Annotated in this window: 13 protein-coding genes and 1 pseudogene; 9 read left to right on the forward strand and 5 right to left on the reverse strand. The window is 43.5% G+C overall.

Features of this window, described 5'->3' with window-relative positions:
- Positions 1-32: 32 nt before the first annotated feature.
- Positions 33-1,901 (forward strand): molecular chaperone HtpG, encoded by a 1,869-nt coding sequence (htpG, locus tag KNP84_RS09760; RefSeq protein ID WP_215114689.1) that lies wholly within the window; start codon positions 33-35, stop codon positions 1,899-1,901.
- Positions 1,902-1,932: 31 nt separating this feature from the next.
- On the opposite strand, the gene mgtA is transcribed toward htpG, so the two are convergent.
- A complete protein-coding gene (gene mgtA, locus KNP84_RS09765) occupies positions 1,933-3,984 on the reverse strand; it encodes a magnesium-translocating P-type ATPase (protein WP_353049106.1) in 2,052 nt (683 codons plus the stop codon).
- A gap of 46 nt (positions 3,985-4,030) precedes the next feature.
- On the reverse strand, positions 4,031-4,453 hold the full coding sequence (locus KNP84_RS09770; protein ID WP_215114690.1) for a cation-transporting P-type ATPase: 423 nt from the start codon (positions 4,451-4,453) through the stop codon (positions 4,031-4,033).
- 595 nt (positions 4,454-5,048) lie between these two features.
- Here KNP84_RS09770 and KNP84_RS09775 point away from each other — a divergent pair.
- The 5 genes from KNP84_RS09775 to KNP84_RS09795 all read left to right on the forward strand — a co-directional run bounded on the left by KNP84_RS09775 (position 5,049) and on the right by KNP84_RS09795 (position 10,412).
- Positions 5,049-5,219: a helix-turn-helix domain-containing protein gene (locus tag KNP84_RS09775; RefSeq protein WP_483299379.1), complete on the forward strand. Its 171-nt coding sequence runs from the start codon at positions 5,049-5,051 to the stop codon at positions 5,217-5,219.
- Between the two features lie 7 nt (positions 5,220-5,226).
- Positions 5,227-6,303: a DNA cytosine methyltransferase gene (locus KNP84_RS09780; protein ID WP_215114692.1), complete on the forward strand. Its 1,077-nt coding sequence runs from the start codon at positions 5,227-5,229 to the stop codon at positions 6,301-6,303.
- Positions 6,296-7,381, forward strand: coding sequence for a DNA cytosine methyltransferase (locus KNP84_RS09785; RefSeq protein ID WP_215114693.1), 1,086 nt, complete (start codon positions 6,296-6,298; stop codon positions 7,379-7,381). Before KNP84_RS09780 ends, KNP84_RS09785 begins: the two co-directional genes overlap by 8 nt.
- Positions 7,382-7,451: 70 nt before the next feature.
- On the forward strand, positions 7,452-9,107 hold the full coding sequence (locus KNP84_RS09790; RefSeq protein ID WP_215114694.1) for an AAA family ATPase: 1,656 nt from the start codon (positions 7,452-7,454) through the stop codon (positions 9,105-9,107).
- A 15-nt stretch (positions 9,108-9,122) separates the two neighbouring features.
- Complete coding sequence (locus KNP84_RS09795; RefSeq protein ID WP_215114695.1) at positions 9,123-10,412, forward strand: hypothetical protein; 1,290 nt, start codon at positions 9,123-9,125, stop codon at positions 10,410-10,412.
- Positions 10,413-10,522: 110 nt separating this feature from the next.
- On the opposite strand, the pseudogene KNP84_RS09800 reads toward KNP84_RS09795, so the two are convergent.
- Both KNP84_RS09800 and dcm read right to left on the reverse strand, forming a co-directional pair.
- Positions 10,523-12,055, reverse strand: a pseudogene (locus tag KNP84_RS09800) (IS3 family transposase).
- Between the two features lie 152 nt (positions 12,056-12,207).
- Positions 12,208-13,527, reverse strand: a complete 1,320-nt coding sequence (gene dcm, locus KNP84_RS09805) for a DNA (cytosine-5-)-methyltransferase (RefSeq protein WP_215114696.1) — start codon at positions 13,525-13,527, stop codon at positions 12,208-12,210.
- Between the two features lie 155 nt (positions 13,528-13,682).
- Between dcm and KNP84_RS09810 the strand changes: the two genes are divergently transcribed.
- A complete protein-coding gene (locus KNP84_RS09810; RefSeq protein WP_215114697.1) occupies positions 13,683-15,053 on the forward strand; it encodes a Sau3AI family type II restriction endonuclease in 1,371 nt (456 codons plus the stop codon).
- Between the two features lie 54 nt (positions 15,054-15,107).
- Positions 15,108-15,551 carry a very short patch repair endonuclease gene (locus KNP84_RS09815; protein ID WP_251131206.1) on the forward strand — a complete coding sequence of 148 codons (444 nt, stop codon included), beginning with the start codon at positions 15,108-15,110 and terminating at the stop codon, positions 15,549-15,551.
- Here KNP84_RS09815 and KNP84_RS09820 read toward each other — a convergent pair.
- Complete coding sequence (locus tag KNP84_RS09820; RefSeq protein WP_215114698.1) at positions 15,546-16,466, reverse strand: hypothetical protein; 921 nt, start codon at positions 16,464-16,466, stop codon at positions 15,546-15,548. The genes KNP84_RS09815 and KNP84_RS09820 overlap by 6 nt on opposite strands.
- Before the next feature lie 349 nt (positions 16,467-16,815).
- Here KNP84_RS09820 and ahpC point away from each other — a divergent pair, with 349 nt between their 5' ends.
- The gene (ahpC, locus tag KNP84_RS09825) at positions 16,816-17,379 is read left to right on the forward strand and encodes an alkyl hydroperoxide reductase subunit C (RefSeq protein ID WP_021067918.1); all 564 of its coding nucleotides are present in this window, start codon (positions 16,816-16,818) and stop codon (positions 17,377-17,379) included.
- Positions 17,380-17,389: the final 10 nt, after the last annotated feature.

Below are 17,389 nucleotides of genomic sequence, written 5' to 3' on the forward strand. Positions count from 1 at the left end.
CCAAAATCGAACAAATAAAAAGGAGAACGATCATGACAAAGAAACAGTTTCAAGCCGAATCGAAACGAATTTTAGAGTTGATGGTCCACTCAATCTATACGCATAAGGACATCTTCCTCCGTGAGCTCATCTCGAACGCGAGTGACGCCATCGACAAGATGTATTACCGGGCCTTGTCAGATGAGGCAATCGACTTCAACAAGGACGACTACTTCATTAAAGTCGAGCTCGACAAAGACGCCCGCACAATCACCATCCGAGACACCGGAATCGGGATGACGGCCGACGAACTCGAATCGAACCTCGGGATTATCGCCAAGAGCGGCTCGCTCGCGATGAAGCAGGCGACGAAGATGGAAGAAGACCACAGCCTCATCGGCCAATTCGGTGTCGGCTTCTACTCGGCGTTCATGGTGGCAGACCGTGTGACAGTCCGCACCCGCTCGGTCGACAGTGAACAAGGCTACTTGTGGGAGTCGGAAGGCACAGACGGTTACACGATCGAGCCGACGGATAAGACCGACATCGGGACTGAGATCACGTTGCACGTGAAAGCTGACACGGACGACGAGACATACTCATCATTCCTCCAAGAGTACGAGATCCGTTCGCTCATCAAGAAGCATTCGGACTTCATCCGCTACCCGATTAAGCTCGACGTGACGAAGCACCGTCAAAAAGACGATTCAGAAGAGTACGAGGACTATATTGAAGAAGAGACGGTCAACAGCATGGTGCCGATTTGGCGCAAACGGAAGAGCGAACTCTCGGAGGAGGACTACAAGGCGTTCTATCACGAGAAGCGCTACGGCTTCGACGAGCCGCTCCAACACCTTCACTTGAACGTCGACGGCTCCATCCGGTATCAGTCGATTCTCTACATCCCATCGACGGTCCCGTTCGACTATTACACGAAAGAGTTCGAGAAAGGGCTCGAGCTGTACTCGAACGGTGTCTTGATCATGGAGAAGTCGCCTGACCTGCTCCCGGACTATTTCGGTTTCGTCAAAGGGATGGTCGACTCGGAAGACCTGTCGCTCAACATTTCCCGGGAGATGCTGCAACAGGACCGCCAACTTCGCGTCATCGCCAAAAACGTGAAGTCGAAAATCAAAGGCATGCTCGAGAAGATGCTCCAAAACGAGCGCGAAGACTACGAGAAATTCTTCGAGTCGTTCGGCCGTCAGCTCAAGTTCGGCGTCTACGATCAGTTCGGTGCCGCCAAGGACGAGTTGAAAGACTTGCTCTTGTTCCACTCTTCGAACGAGAAGAAGCTCGTCACGCTCAAAGAATACGTCGAGCGCATGAAAAACGACCAGAAGTACATCTATTATGCGACGGGTGAATCGATTCACCGCATCGACCTGTTGCCACAGGCAGAACGCTTGAAAGAAGAAGGGTTCGAGATTCTCTACTTCACTGAAGAAATCGACGAGTTCGCCATCAAGATGCTCCAGTCGTATGACGACAAAGAGTTTAAGTCGATCGCGAGCGGTGACCTCGGGCTTGATGACGAGGCGGCCCATTCGCTCAATAAGGACAACAAGGACTTGTTCGCCTTCATGAAACAAGAACTGGGCGACCGTGTCAAAGAAGTGCGCGCATCGACACGTCTCAAATTACATCCGGTCTGCTTGACGGTCGCCGGCGACGTCTCAATCGAGATGGAGAAGATTTTGAACACGATGCCGAATGGCGGCGGCATGAAAGCCGAAAAAGTGCTTGAAGTGAACGCCGACCACGCTATCTTCCGGACGTTACAACGCGTCTATAAGGAAGACGAGGCAAAAGCGAAACAGTATACCGATTTGCTCTATCAGCAAGCGCTCCTCATCGAAGGGTTACCGATTGAAGATCCGGTCGCCTATTCGAACGCGGTGTGTGCGTTGATGGCGGAATGATTGAAAGGCAGAGGGCGACCTCTGCCTTTTCTCATGCCTTTTTATAAAACCAGCGCTTCACCGCTTCATTCAAGAGGACATAGCCACCGAGTAGTCCAAGCAGCGTCGCCAATAACGGGAGCGGCAGTGGCATCAACCCAAGCAACGGTGCAATCGGTAAATAAGGCACACCGATCGCAAGGGCTCCGACGAGAATCGACGCGTACAATAAAATCGGTGCCGGCCGGCTGCGGTAAAGCACGCGACGCGTCCGCATAATCATTAAAATGAGCAGCTCGGTCAAAATCGAGAATACGAACCAGCCGCTCTGAAAGACCGCTTCATTTGCCCGGAACAAGAACAACAGCACGGCAAAGACCGTGTAATCGAATAACGAACTGACGAGACCGAACGTAATCATAAAACGACGGACCTCTTTCAAATCCCACCGTTGGGGCGTCCGCAAATCGTCTTCATCGACCGCGTCCTGCGAGATGGCGAGCGCGGGAAAATCGCTCAGAAAATTAATCATGAGAATCTGCTTCGGCAAGAGTGGTAAGAACGGCAGGAACAACGAGGCACCGGCCATGCTGAACATGTTCCCGAAGTTTGCGCTCGTCGTCACTTTAATGTATTTGAGCGTGTTCAGGAACGTCATCCGTCCTAACACGATACCGCGCAGTAACACGTGTAAACTTTTCCGGACGAGGACGAAATCGGCGGCTTCCTTCGCGACATCTACCGCATTTTCGACCGAGACGCTAACATCTGCCGCATGCAGTGCCGGCACATCATTGATCCCGTCGCCCATATAGCCGACGACGTGGCCATTCTTCTTGAACGCCAAAATGATGCGCTCTTTTTGGTTCGGGTCGACTTCAGCGAACAGCGTCGTCTGCTCGACCTTTTGCCAGAGCGCCTCATCGGACGTTCGGTTCAACTCACTGCCCGTCATGATTCCTGTGACGGATAGGCCGACCGCCTCTGCGGTATGGAGCGCGATTGAAGCGTTATCGCCCGTGATGACACGCAAGCCGACACCGTGACGGGCGAGCTCGCTAATCGTCTCAGCGACGTCGTTTTTTGGATGATCGAAGATGAGCAAGAACCCGATGAACACCATGTCCGACTCGTCCTCAACTTGATAGGCGTCCCGTTCGACCGTCTCTTTCTCGGCCATCCCGAGCACCCGGACCCCACGCGTGCTCCAATTCTCAAAGTGCACATCAAGTGCCGACCGTTCGAACAGTGAGAGCGGACGGACCTCATCCTGATGGCGGACGCGATCACACACGTCAATCACATGATGATACGCCCCTTTCGTGATGAGACGGACGTGGGCCTCTTCCCGCACGACGACACTCAACCGTTCCCGCGTGAAATCGAACGGGATTTCACCGACGCGACGAACGGGCGAGGCATCAATCGTGCGGGCACGACAAATCAAATCATCGAGTTCATTCTTCATGCCGACTTGTAACGACGCGTTCAAATAAGCGGACCGAAAGACGAAGTCGGACGGAACCCCATCGACATCGACCGCATCGTCGAGCCGTGTCTGTCCTTCCGTCAACGTCCCCGTCTTATCCGTACATAAGATGTCCATACTCCCAAAGTTTTCGATGGCGGTCAGTTTGCGGACGATGACCCCTTCTTCCGCCATTTGGCGAGACCCTTGGGACAAGGTGATGCTCATGATCGCGCTGAGCAATTGCGGGGTGATGCCGACCGCCAAGGCGACGGCAAACAAGAGGGAGTCGATGACGTCCCGTTCGAACCAGACGTTAATCGCAAAGACGAGCAACGTCAACATGAACATGATATACGTCAATAAATAGCCGAAGTGACGAATCCCTTGCTCGAATTCCGTTTCTGGAGGACGAAGTGTCAGCTCACGCGCGATTTGACCATATTCTGTCTCACGACCGGTCCGGACGATCAAGACATTGGCGTTGCCGATTTGCACGTTCGTCCCCATATAGACGACGTTTGAACGGTGTTCCATCGCTTGATCGGCTTCGACGAGACCCGCTAGCTTTTGGACCGGGATGGATTCTCCGGTTAAAATCGATTGATTCACGAAACAATGTTCACTCGTCAACACTACTCCATCAGCGGGAATGAGGCTACCGGTCGAAATCGCAATGACGTCACCTGGGTACGATGTCCGAGGCGGATACCTGACGAAGTTGATGGTCCCGCCAGACGTCGACGTGAACGTTCACTTTCTCCCGTAGTTCCTCGATAGCGCGATTGGCATGAAACTCTTGAAAGAAACTAAGTAGCGCACTCGCTAAGATGATGGTCAAGATGATACTCGCGTCGACGTAATCCCCGGTTAGCGCTGAAATGAGCGTGGCCCCAATCAAGATGAGAATGATTGGACTTTTAAATTGTTCAAGTAATAGTGTTAGCTTCGTTAGTCTCTTTTCTTGTGCGAGCACATTCAACCCAATCGTCTGTTGACGGCGTTTGACCTCGTCGGACGTGAGTCCTTGCGGCGTTGAATTCAGGGTTTGCAGTAACTCCTCGGGTGGTCGTGTCCAGAACGGATCGTTCGAATCGAGTTTCATCACCGTCGCCTTCTTTCATCAGTCAATTGGACGCAACAATGGCTACATGGATTGTATTCCCGATTTTTTTATAAATGACATTACCAAAAAAATTAGTCTTCGCTTCGAATTGGATATCCAATTGTTAAGAAGTTGTTATATATCTTTCAGAGTATATTTTGGAGGTAGTTGTTAAACGCAAGAATTTCTTATAGATACAGCTTTCATCTTAAATATTAAGATGAGAAGTAATAGCACAGTCAGATATTGTTGACAGAGTGTTAAAAGATAGAGAACAGCTTCTGGCTTTTAATACATATCCAAATCAAATATATTTTGTGTTACTGTTTTTATTTGCTTTATTAAATGATAGGATGATACAAAGAACATTTGTTCGCAATCACTGGGTCAGGCTATTATTAAATTCAATTTAAACAAAATATTAACGTTTATCTTTTATAACGCTTTAAAGAATTTATAAAGACAAAAAACCAGTTTATTAGATAAATTATTTGTTTTTTGGATTATTTACGTTATTATATTATTATATTTAATACTTTTGGAGATGAAAAATCCGATGAATTTGAAAATAAGTTACAAGCCGCTGTGGAAATTAATGATTGATAAGGAAGTTACGAATAAAGAACTTCGAGAGAAAGCAAAATTAAGTTCGAGTACGTTTTACAGTCTTAAATACAATGAGAACGTAACTACTGATACATTATTAAAAATTTGTTGTGTTCTTGAATGTAATATTAGCGATATCATCGAATGCATAGAGGGGTAACTTAATTATGAATAATGATTCAAACGTCGTCGCAGTAAGCCTTTTTTCCGGAGCCGGTGGTCTTGATTTGGGTAGTTTTTTGGCTAATGTTCCCGTCATCTCCAGCACTGACTTCGAAAAAGATTGCATGGAAACTCTTAAATTAAATGAGGATATTTTTGGAGAAACCGAGTTACTTTTAGGAGATTTACATGAAATCACAAGCGAAACTTTTCAAAGCATTATAGATAGAAAAGCTAAAGATAAGAAAGTGATTGTTATAGGCGGAGCCCCTTGCCAGCCTTTCTCGAAAGCAGGATATTGGGTAGGCAATAAAACTAGACGCGGAATCAATGACCCACGAGCCAATCTAGTCAACGAATTTTTACGAGTAATCACAGATATTCATCCCGATGGATTTGTATTTGAGAATGTGGAGAGTTTACTACATCCCTCTCATAAAATAATTGTTGAAAGTTTCATCAAAATAATTGAAGAATCAGGATACACCCACAAGATTATCAGAGCAAACGCTCTAGATTATGGAGTATCTCAAAAAAGAAAACGAATCTTCATCATTGGAACAAAAGGTGAATTCAAAACTGACGAACCGAGGAAAACTCATAGTAGTTTAAGCGAAGTCGCTGCTACAGGGTTAGCACCTTACCTAAACGTTGGAGAGGTTATTGCCGGTTACGAGGGAGAAGAATATTTCGAACCCTACGAAGTTGTCGAGGGCGGGACATATGCAGAAGATTTAAAAGAAGTTCCACCTGGAATGAACTACAAAGCTTTGACTGCCTGGGCTGGGTACCCAAATCCTAAATTTGTTGCTGATAAACGATTTTGGAATTTTCTTTTAAAGTTATCACCCGATCAGCCCTCTTGGACTATAACAGCACAACCAGGACCTTGGGTAGGACCATTTCATTGGGACAATCGTCGATTAAGAGTACCAGAAGTCGCGGCTATTCAGTCCTTCCCTAAAGGCTATAAATTCTATGGATCTAGAAGATCTATCCAGAAACAAATCGGCAATGCAGTCCCGCCACTTATGGCTAAAGCTATGGTTGAATTTGTAAAGGAGAGTTTAATCCATGAATAAACCAAAGATAGTCAGCATCTTTTCAGGAGGCGGCGGAATTGATTTAGGTTTTAAGCAAGCAGGATATGAAGTTTTATTTGCCACTGATTACTGGCAGCCTGCTGTTGATACTTTACTACTTAACAATTCAGCTAAGTTGGCTAAATGTTCAGACATTAGAAATATAAATTACTCAGACGAACTTTTCTCCATCGGACATAAAATAAACGATGTAGACCTTCTAGTAGGGGGTCCCCCGTGTCCTGCTTATTCAAAATCACGTTTTTATAGAACTGAGAAAAAACGAGCTTTAGAAGACGAGAATTCATTTACTTTATTTGAATATTTTCGTGCGTTAGAAGAACTCAAACCAAAAGTTTTCTTTTTTGAAAACGTTGCTGGGTTCGTCTTCAAACCACATCGCGCAGCTTTCGATGCTCTACTCGATGTAGCCGATCAATTCAATTATCATGTCACTTATAAAGTGATTAACTCTGCAAATTATGGGGTTGCACAGACTCGAGAGCGTTTTATATGTGTTGGAGTTAGGAAAGATGTTGGAAAACCTTTTATTTTTCCAGATGAGACACATTGTAATCCAGATAAGCTTATAAATGCAGACTTGTTTGAAGAATTAAAACCTTGGGTCACATGTGAAGAAATAATTGGAGATTTGGATTACGACTTACCCGAGGATGTGGATATGGAAGCTGGATCAAAACATAAGCATCTCTTAAAAGAAATACCTCCCGGTGATAATTACCTTTATTTTACTGAAAAGCGAGGTCATCCAAATCCACAATTTGAATGGCGATCTCGTTACTGGTCTTTCTTACTCAAACTATCGCCCAAAAAACCTTCTTGGACAATCCAAGCCAGTTTCTCTAATAACCAAGGTCCATTCCATTGGAAGAATCGTTTTTTAAGAATCTCTGAAATTAAGAGAATCCAAAGTTTTCCTGACGATTATGAAATTACTGGCTCTTTCAAAGACCAATGGCGTCAAATCGGAAATGCTGTTCCACCTCTTTTAGTAGAACAAATTGCTTCTAGTATAAAAAAACAATTTTTTGTACAGCATAAAGAAAAAATAAGTTAACTACCAAATTACCATTTGGTAGTTTTTTTGATATTCTGTAAGTGTTGTACATCTAAAGGAGGTTATCAAAATGGCTAGTTATTATTGGGTGCATGACAATGGCGAAATGAAATATGAAAGCCACCCTAAAGAATACTATCAGTTAAACCTTGAACAGCTGAAAGAAATTCTAATAGAAGGATTAAGTGGGCTTCACAATGATGCAGAGATTACAAGCGTAACCGATAATATTTTTCTTGTGCATTATAACAATGCTACTGATAGTTCGCTTAAACGTTTCTATATATGTGTAAAAGGAGTGACACCCGGAGGAAGAGCGGAGAAGTATCCTTATGAGTTCCGAATTCAGCAAAGTCCCCTTCAATGGAATGAAACCTTTGAACTTGCAGAGCGCGAATCAATTCCAGGAATTTTATTAGGTATATATTACACAAATAATCTTTCTAGTCCAATCTTCTGTGCGTGGCAATTAAAAGAAACTAATGAAACATCCGGAACTCAGCGATCAAAGCAAATAGATAGTAAGACTATTTCTCACGCTTTAACTTCTGGATTTTCACAATCTCAAACTAAAAATGAACTTGTATGTGCTTTCAGAAAAGAATTCCTCTTCTTCTATTTGCAAAACGCGACCTGGTTACATGAGAAAGTACTCAACGCCCTAATACCAAATGCTACCGAACAGATTGGCGAGCAACTGGAACGCGAAGGTGACTTGATTGATTTACTAACAAGAAATAGTAATAGTTCTCCCGGAATCAATCGAATTTATTACGGTGCGCCTGGAACAGGAAAATCTTACGGGATTCAAAACTTTATAAAAGAAAATGGCATTCAGGATTACAGTGACAAAGAATCACACGCAAATGTATTTAGGGTAACCCTACATCCTGAATACTCATATAATGATTTTATTGGTCAAGTAATGCCTGTCATTAAAAGAGAGGATGATTCATCAACTATAGAATATGAATTTGTTCCTCAGATATTTACTAAAGCTCTTGCTAGAGCATTTGAAAAAAGAGTTGATGGAGAACCAGTTTTTTTGATACTCGAAGAAATGAGTAGGGCAAATGTAGCAGCTGTTTTTGGAGACTTATTTCAATTATTAGATCGAGACTCTGAAGGTATAAGCGAATACAAAATTGATAATGCATTAATAGCCGCGATTGTATTTGGTGAAACTAATTCAAACGAAAAGATATTTCTTCCTGAAAATCTATATATACTTGGCACCGTCAATACTAGTGACCAAAATGTATTTGTTATGGACACCGCCTTTAAGCGTCGCTTTGAATTCGAGTATATATCTACAGACTCTGTCGTAGAAAATACAAATGATTTCTCTTTTGAATTAACACAAGATGATGAATCAGTCATAGAATTAAGCTGGCTTACTCTTTTCCCAAAAATTAATGATTTTATTGTCAAAAAAGAAGAAGCTGGAGGACTTGGTTTATCAGAAGACAAGCAGTTAGGGCAGTTCTTTATAAAATTCAAGAAAAATGAGGATTACAATTCAGAAATTAATGATTATAACTTACAACAAATTAGAGGGAAATTACTGCAATATTTATGGAATGATGTAGAAATGGTTTCTTATTCTACACATAGAATATTTAAAAATGAGATTTCAAGCTTTGGGAAATTATATACGCTTGCTACAAACAATAAGAATTTCTTCTCACATGAATTTATCCAGTCATTACAACGTGAAAAAGTTTAATTCGGGGTAACAATTATGATAAACAATGAATGGTTTATTATACAGGACGGGGAATGCTTAACAGAAGAAACATATATTTTATTCCAAGATGAGTTCGAGTTTGGAGACATAAATAAAACAAAAAGAGGATATTTTTCTAGGTTTGTAGGCTTTATATTCTGTGGCGATAAAATATTAATCAGTTTCCCAAAACATTATTTCTCCCTAAAAGAAATCGTTGAATACCAACCGGTTAACCCAATCTTGAAACATGATTTATATCCTGAAATAAAAACGCTATTTAGAGTAATTGAAAAAACTATTGTAAGAAAATCCGAAAAAACTTTTGGCGCTAGAGAAGACTTAAACTCTGCCTATCCCCTTCATTATTTTTACGAAATATACACTTATTATTTACAAAATGGTTTGTACGTAAATGAACAAGAAATTAAGAAACAAGGATATTCTGGGAAAATCGACTGGAAAAACACTATTCTCAAATCCCCAATAGTTATTAGTAATGGTCAATTACTATACATGCCTCTTACTGTGAGAAATAAAATTACAGAGTTTGTGTTCATCAGTAAATGCATGGCTTATACAATCGATTCAACTGCCGATGCGATTGGATTTATTATGGACTTCAAAAGGACGGGGTTGGACACTAAGGACATAAATTGGTCCAATAAGGGGAAAATAATTTCTCAGCTTTATCACATTAAACAATTCATATTCAAGGATAAACAAAAAAAATTAATCGACAATTTAATCAATTTTTTTAGAAATGAAACTATCGGAAGCCATACTTTTAAACTAAAAACATGGCGTTTCGATTTAATATGGGAAGAAATGATAGGCGTATATTTGAATCATTATTTTAGTGGGATAAACGAAAACGGATACATTACATTTTCTCAAACAAAGTTACTTAGAGAAGACCCTTTTCAAAAGGGTAAATTTTTCCCTGATGTATTAAAAGAAAGTGGAAGAAGACTAGAACCTGATTTCTATTTGGTAAAAGACGGAGTAAGGTATATTTTTGACGGAAAATATTATAATGAGGTTAAAGAATTAAACTATAAGCAAATAGCATACTATTTTTTATTAAAACATCATGAAGGCATACATGTTATCCAAAGTGACACGGTAGTGCCTTTACTCACACACAATATTTTAATTCTTCCAACAAACATGCATCCGGAAAGTCCAAGTAATTTTAAAGTTCATTTCAATCTTGATACAAATTACAATAGAGATGAAAGTGAGTTAAAAATAAAAGAGCAATATTGCAATACTAAACAAGTCATGTCTTCTTATATTAATTAAATATGACGAACCATTGCAATTGATCAGGAAGGTTCTAAAAATAAAAAAAGACCCCTATTTTAAATGAACTGATCCCCGTCAAGTAGACAGGGCAAATAATGAAAATCAGCCTAGGCGGCTTGAGACCTGTATTCGACAGGGCTCAAGCCGTTTAGTCGTTTCTGAAGACAATCATGGTTATAGAACGACATGTAGGCCTCGATGGCCGATGTGAGTTCGCTATAGGCCTAGAACTCACGCAGGTAGTACATCTCGACTTTCAGGGTCCCCCCAAAACCCTCGATCGGGCTCAATCGGGGCGTTATCGAGACAACGCCCGACCCGGGACATGCTGCGGGTCATTCCCACGTCTTCCACCATGCGTTTGAACCCTCTCGAGGTATATTGGAACCCTCGATTGCTATGGATCATCGGACGTGCTCCTGACCGGAGCCCCGCGATGGCTGGCATGATTGTATGGAACACGAGCCCGTTGTTGTTGGATTTCCCGATACGATAGGCGACGATTGAGCCGTCGTACAGGTCGATGATCGCGTTCAGGTACGCCTTCTTCCCGGAACCGTATTTGAACTCGGTGACGTCGGTGCACCATTTCTCGTCCGACCGGGACGCAATGAATTCTCGGTTCATCAGGTACTCGGCCACATGTTGCGGTGAGGACTTCTTGTGCCGCTTTCGTTTTTGGCGGATGACCGAACAGATCTCATGGATCCGCATGAGACGATAGATACGCTTCTCATTGTATGCCGGCAGGCCATGCTGGCATCGTCTCCGGTTGACCGTCATCGTGATCCGTCGATAGCCGTAGGTACCGTTCATCTGGTCGTAGAGGAGGCGGATGTCCTCCAATAGGCTCAAGTTCTCCTCCTCGCGTACCGAGACGGTACGTTTCAATCATTTATAATAGGCGGCCCGTGAGACCTGCGCGATCTCGCACAGGAGCACCACCGAGAACGTGTCTGTTGTCGACAATTCCTCGATGGCCGTGTATCGCAGATATAGCCGGATTTGGCTGATCAACCTCTCCTCTCGATCTCCTCTAACTTTTTTAGGAACAGGTTCTCGGCCCGCAGACGCTCGTTCTCACGCTCGATCTGTTGGATGCGACGTTCCAACTTCTCCTCGTTGGTCATTTCCTGTTCCGACTTCGTGCGCCCGCGGCGGTCCTCGAGTCCACGCACACCGTCGGCGTCATATTTTTTCGTCCAGTCAGAGACCTACTGGTACGACACCGCGAATATCTCGGCCGTTCGTTGATAGTTCCGTCTATTGTCCAGGCAATACCTGACGATCTTTATGCGTTCCTCGAATGTGGTCTTTCTCCCTTTTGCCATAGTTCGACCCATCCCTTTTCTCGAATCTGTTAACTCGCTATGACCAGTATACTGCCTAATCCACCTGTAAAGAACAGACCAACTATTAATATGATGTTTGGAGAGAACCTCCATTCTAGTGAACCCATCGAGATAATCACGGACGGCAGCGACCTTCTGTTCCTTGGTGTAAGATTTCCAGGTCCTCGATTCCTTCAACGCATCGATCTCACCGGTATCGAATTTCACTTTTCACACCTGGAGGGTGTACCTAGAGACATCATGAGCCTCCGTGATTTCCTTCCAAGTATATATTTCTTCTTCCATCATAAGTAGTGCACTCAGTTTTTGTTCGATTTAATGCCGACTTCTCGCCAAAAAAACACTCCCCAATCAGATAAACAGATTTGTTATTTCATCTGTCTACCTATTGGGGAGCATATCAAAAAATGGAGTCTTTTTTCACTTCAAATCATTATAAGTTACCAAAATCCTATCTGAACCGCCTCAGGACTCGCTTCAACTTTTTGTTCATCCTCTTTTTCGTGGATATCGGCTATCCGACTTGCCATACGTTCAATTAACCCAACAACAAGAGCATTCCCCATTGTAAAGTAACGTTTGCGGTCAGTCATCGTCGCTGTCCATCCATAAGGGAAACCGTTCAAGCCCTCGCACTCTTCGGGACGAAGGTAACGGAGTCGTTTCGTCTGTGGATCTTCGATGACATGGCTTGAGCGGTTGCATGTGCCTTCGCTCGTCAACATCGTACGGCCAGGAAGATCGAGCGAGTCCGGATACGACATACCACCTTCCGCGTACACATACACGTGACCGCTCGCCGAAATCCGCTCGATTTTCTTCGGCCCTTTCAAGTAAGCCAACTCTTCCTGCTCGTTCCGACCCGACTTCTTGATTGTATCGGTGTCCAAATAATACTGTTCCGGTGCAGGACCGAACTGCTCATAGACTTCTTGGACCACTTCGCCAAGCGTCTTAGGCACTTCACGTTTCGGTAACGTCTCGAGCGTCGTCACCTTCCCCCCTGTCATGATTCCTGCGTTACGATACGTCGCAGAGAACGTATCAGAAATCTCAACAATATCCTTCGGTAGTTCGAACTGCGAACCGGGATGCTTGGCACTCACATAATCATGAACCTGAAACGAAGGGGCGAAGAACCCATCTTCGAGTAACCACTTTTGGGGGTTCGCTTTTCGCGCACGAATAGAATGGTTCAAGTCCGAACGTGTCGCAAAGATGAAGATACGTCGCCGGCGCTGCGCGAACCCATAATCGGCTGCATTTATCACACGCCATTCGACTGAATAACCATGATCGGCAAAAGCACTAAGCATGATACTAAAATCACGTCCTCGTTGCTTAGCCGGAGATTTCATGAGACGATCTACATTCTCTAGTAACACATATGGAGGACGTTCTACTCTCACAATGTTCATTATTTCCCAAAATAGAACACCTTTCTTCCCTTGAATACCCTGCTCATTTTTTAAACTGCGTGAAACACTGTAATCTTGACAAGGGAATCCCCCAACCAACAAATGATGCTTCCCAACGTTTCCAAAAGTCAAAGCAATATCTTCATTGATATGCATTCCTCGCCCTTTAAAACGTTCTGCATAGCAATCGAAGGCCGGTTGACTCTTCGTCGCCGGTTCCCATTGATTGCCCCAAACCACATCGAATTTGTCCGATGTAGGCTCGGCATTCACGTCTTTAATTCCTTCAAGTGCGATGCGGAAACCTCCTACACCAGCAAATAACTCAACTACTTTAATCAATGGGAACACCCTTTCGTATTTTCTATCTTAAATTTACTCTATTTCATAAGTTATCTCAAATAAACTTTCTCGATGAGATTAGTTTAACAGAAAAGGTGAATGGGATCAACAACAAGCTATAATGGTTATATATGTAAACTGTAGGAGGAATTATTTTGAGGTATGAAACGATTCAAGAATTGATGGATAAGGCAAGAGAGGCCGAAGGGAAGACGTTTGGTGAAATCGACACGACCGGACGCATCAAGAATGTCCGCTCAAAAGGTGCCCTCGGACATGTCATTGAGGAAAGCCATTTCGGTTACCCAATCAATTCGGACGCTCGACCCGATTTCGAGGAACTCGGCATCGAGTTGAAGGTCACCCCTTTCAAGAAAAATAAAAATGGTACATATTCATCGAAGGAGCGGCTCGTTTTGAACATGATCGATTATCATAACGAGCACGAGTATTCGTTCGAGACGTCGAGCTTCTTATCCAAAGCCACGAGCATGCTGATTATGCTTTATCAATATGAGCCAAACATCCCTATCGACGACTACCGTATCTACAAGGCGTTCTTGAATGAGTTCTCAGAAGAGGATTTGGACGTGATGCGGCAAGACTGGGAGACAATCGTCGCAAAAATCAAACGTGGCGAGGCTCATTTGATCTCCGAGGCCGATACGATGTACTTGTCAGCCTGCACGAAAGGGGCGAACGGCTCGGTCGTCCGTAGCCAACCGTTCTCAGAGCAACCAGCAAAACCTCGGGCCTTCTCACTCAAAGCTTCTTATATGTCGGGACTCGTCCGTCAGTACTTAACCCCAGAGTTGATGGAGTCAATCGCCAATCACGGTGAATTGAAAGAAATGTCGATTGAAGAACTCCTCGAGGCAAAACTCGCGCCTCATTACGGGAAGACGGTACTCGAACTATGCGAAGAGACAAGCATCCCATATAACCCGGGCAATAAGGCGATGATTCCACGAGTCATGGCACAACTTTTAGGAGTCAGGAAGACTGATTTGTCGAGCATCGAAGAGTTCGCGAAAGCGAACATCAAGTTCAAGACGATTGCGCGAGAGCCTGACGGCAAGATTCGGGAACACATGTCGTTCGGAAAAGTCGATTTCGACGACTTGTCTCGAGACGAGTGGGAAGAATCCGACTTGTATGACACGTTCGCCGAACAGAAATACCTCTTCCTCGTATTCCGATATAACGAGGAGTATGTGCCCAAACAAAAACGTATCCCTCGTTTCGAAGGGATACGTCTATGGAACATGCCGCTTGAAACGGTCGATGGCGAGTTGAAGTCGATGTGGCTCGAGGCTAAACACATTGTCCATACTGGAGTAAAACTGACACCTTCGGGTAAACGAGTGAAAAACAATCTTCCCGGCCCGAAGTTCAATCAGGTCGCCCATGTGCGCTCAAAAGGAGCCGACGGTCAGGACAAAGTGAAACTCCCAGACGGTCAGTGGATCACAAAACAATCGTTTTGGTTGGACAGAAACTACATCCAGCAGATTCTAGACGCGTAAAATGAGTACTTATCTCCCTCACGTGGAATCTCCCTATTAGAGGGAGGTGAAGGTATGGCAAGAAATGTACCGAAAGCATCGAGTCCAGCCGTCTTCAAGACGATGAGCGGCAACCGCGGCAAGGACACGAAGATGGAAGTGAAGGTCCGGAAAGCACTATGGGCTGCCGGATATCGATATCGGAAGAACAATCGGAAGTTGTATGGGACACCGGACATCTCGTTTCCCGGACTCCGTGTTGTCGTCTTTTTGGACTCCTGCTACTGGCACGGCTGCCCCCTTCACTTCAAACTTCCGAAGACGAACGCCGAGTTCTGGCGTCAGAAAATCGGTCGCAACATCGAACGGGATGCTGACGTTACAAGACACTATGTTGAGGAAGGTTGGATTATACTCCGATTTTGGGAGCATGAGGTAAATGAAGATTTTAATCATGTGATTCGTGTCATCCGCCACTACGTAGATCGTCAACGCAATCAATCAAGCATTCAATTATAATGTTTTGAAATATTGCACTGGTTCGAATTCTATACCTGTTTCTTCATAACGATAAAAGGGATTATTCCCATCCCAATCAAGGGGCATTGTAGTCGAGGGCAGTAATCTGTCCTCTTCTTTTGTGACAATACATATAAAATGATACTTATTTAAAAGGTTATGTACTTTTTCTTGCGTCAGTTCATTCGTGAGAGCGAGTCTTCTAATTTCATTCAAATATATGTTTTTTGGAACCATGTGTTCATACACAAGGAGAGAAGGCTTTTGATTTAATAATCTTTCTTTTGCCTTCAATGTAATGAAATCACCCATCCGATATTTAGTTTTAGCCAATCCTAATCGACGAAAATAACTTTCAGTAAGAAAGTACAAGTTTTCACCCATTCCTTTTTTCAGTTGATAATCTCGGAGCCCATCATCCCGAATTGACAAACTCAACATCGTCACTTCAAATAAATGTTCACTAAGGTGTCGAATCAATGCATCTCGGTTATATGAAATTGTTGAAATCATCGAATGGCCCTTCTCAATAACATCCTCGTTGTTGTTCAATTCCTCAATCATCTTTAGGTTAATATCTCCTTCTCCGAACCCTTGAGTCTTTACAAGACTTCCGGCCTCATCAATACAGGCTGTTTCAAACGTTTTATTCTCCTTCGATATTCCTTGATCATACCCATTCTCCGCCTTTATCAAATAAAAAGAACGATTCATCTCCCAATTCTTATTACGTTTAACAGCCCACCAAATCGATTTTTCTAATGCAGTCGAATGATATGATTCAAACTGTTCATTATAGAAAGAGGATTGGACAAACTTCTCTACTAACTCGGATTTCGTCCATGTCTTTTTATTAGCAATTTTTTCGAATTTTTCTATAAACTCCAATGTGTTTTGATTTAAAGATACGCTCATAAAATATCGTCCCCTTCAATACTCAAAAATTCTCTTTCAACAATTTTAAATGATAATATGGTGATTTCATACGAGAATCGTCTTCTAATTCCATTAATAATTCTGCTTCTTCAAGTTAGCTTTTACTTTTTTTACATAGGTTATTGAAAACAAAAGCACATTTATTTTGTAATCGTTTTCTTTCCTTTCATCAAGCGATTTATCCATTTAACGTTGATATATCAACATTTTACCAGACATGCAAACGCCTTGACATTTTTGGCGGGTTATATGAAGTTAGTATTACATTATAATTATTCTAGTAGAGACGAAAGTCCACTAGAGTAAAAAAACAAGGAGGACATATCCCATGTCATTAATCGGCAAAGAAATCTTACCTTTCAAAGCACAAGCATTCCAAACAGGTGAATTCCTCGAAGTATCGGACAACGACTTCAAAGGTCAATGGAGCGTCGTTTGCTTCTACCCAGCTGACTTCACATTCGTCTGCCCGACTGAACTTGAAGACCTTCAAAACGAATACGCGACACTTAAAAACCTCGGCGTCGAAGTCTACTCAGTATCGACTGACACACACTTCACGCACAAAGCATGGCACGAAACGTCTGAGAAAATCGGTAAAATCGAGTACATCATGATTGGTGACCCATCACACACAATCTCACGTAACTTCGACGTCTTGAACGAAGAAGATGGTCTTGCTGACCGCGGTACGTTCATCATCGACCCAGACGGCGTCATCCAAACAGTCGAAATCAACGCAGGCGGCATCGGCCGTGACGCGAGCACGCTCGTCAACAAAGTCAAAGCGGCACAATACGTCCGCAACAACCCAGGCGAAGTTTGCCCGGCTAAATGGGAAGAAGGATCTGCAACACTTCGCCCAAGCCTCGACCTCGTCGGCAAGTTGTAAGGAGCGGATT

It is taken from the genome of Exiguobacterium sp. s70, assembly GCF_018618315.1.
In the GTDB taxonomy this organism is placed as follows: domain Bacteria; phylum Bacillota; class Bacilli; order Exiguobacteriales; family Exiguobacteriaceae; genus Exiguobacterium; species Exiguobacterium chiriqhucha.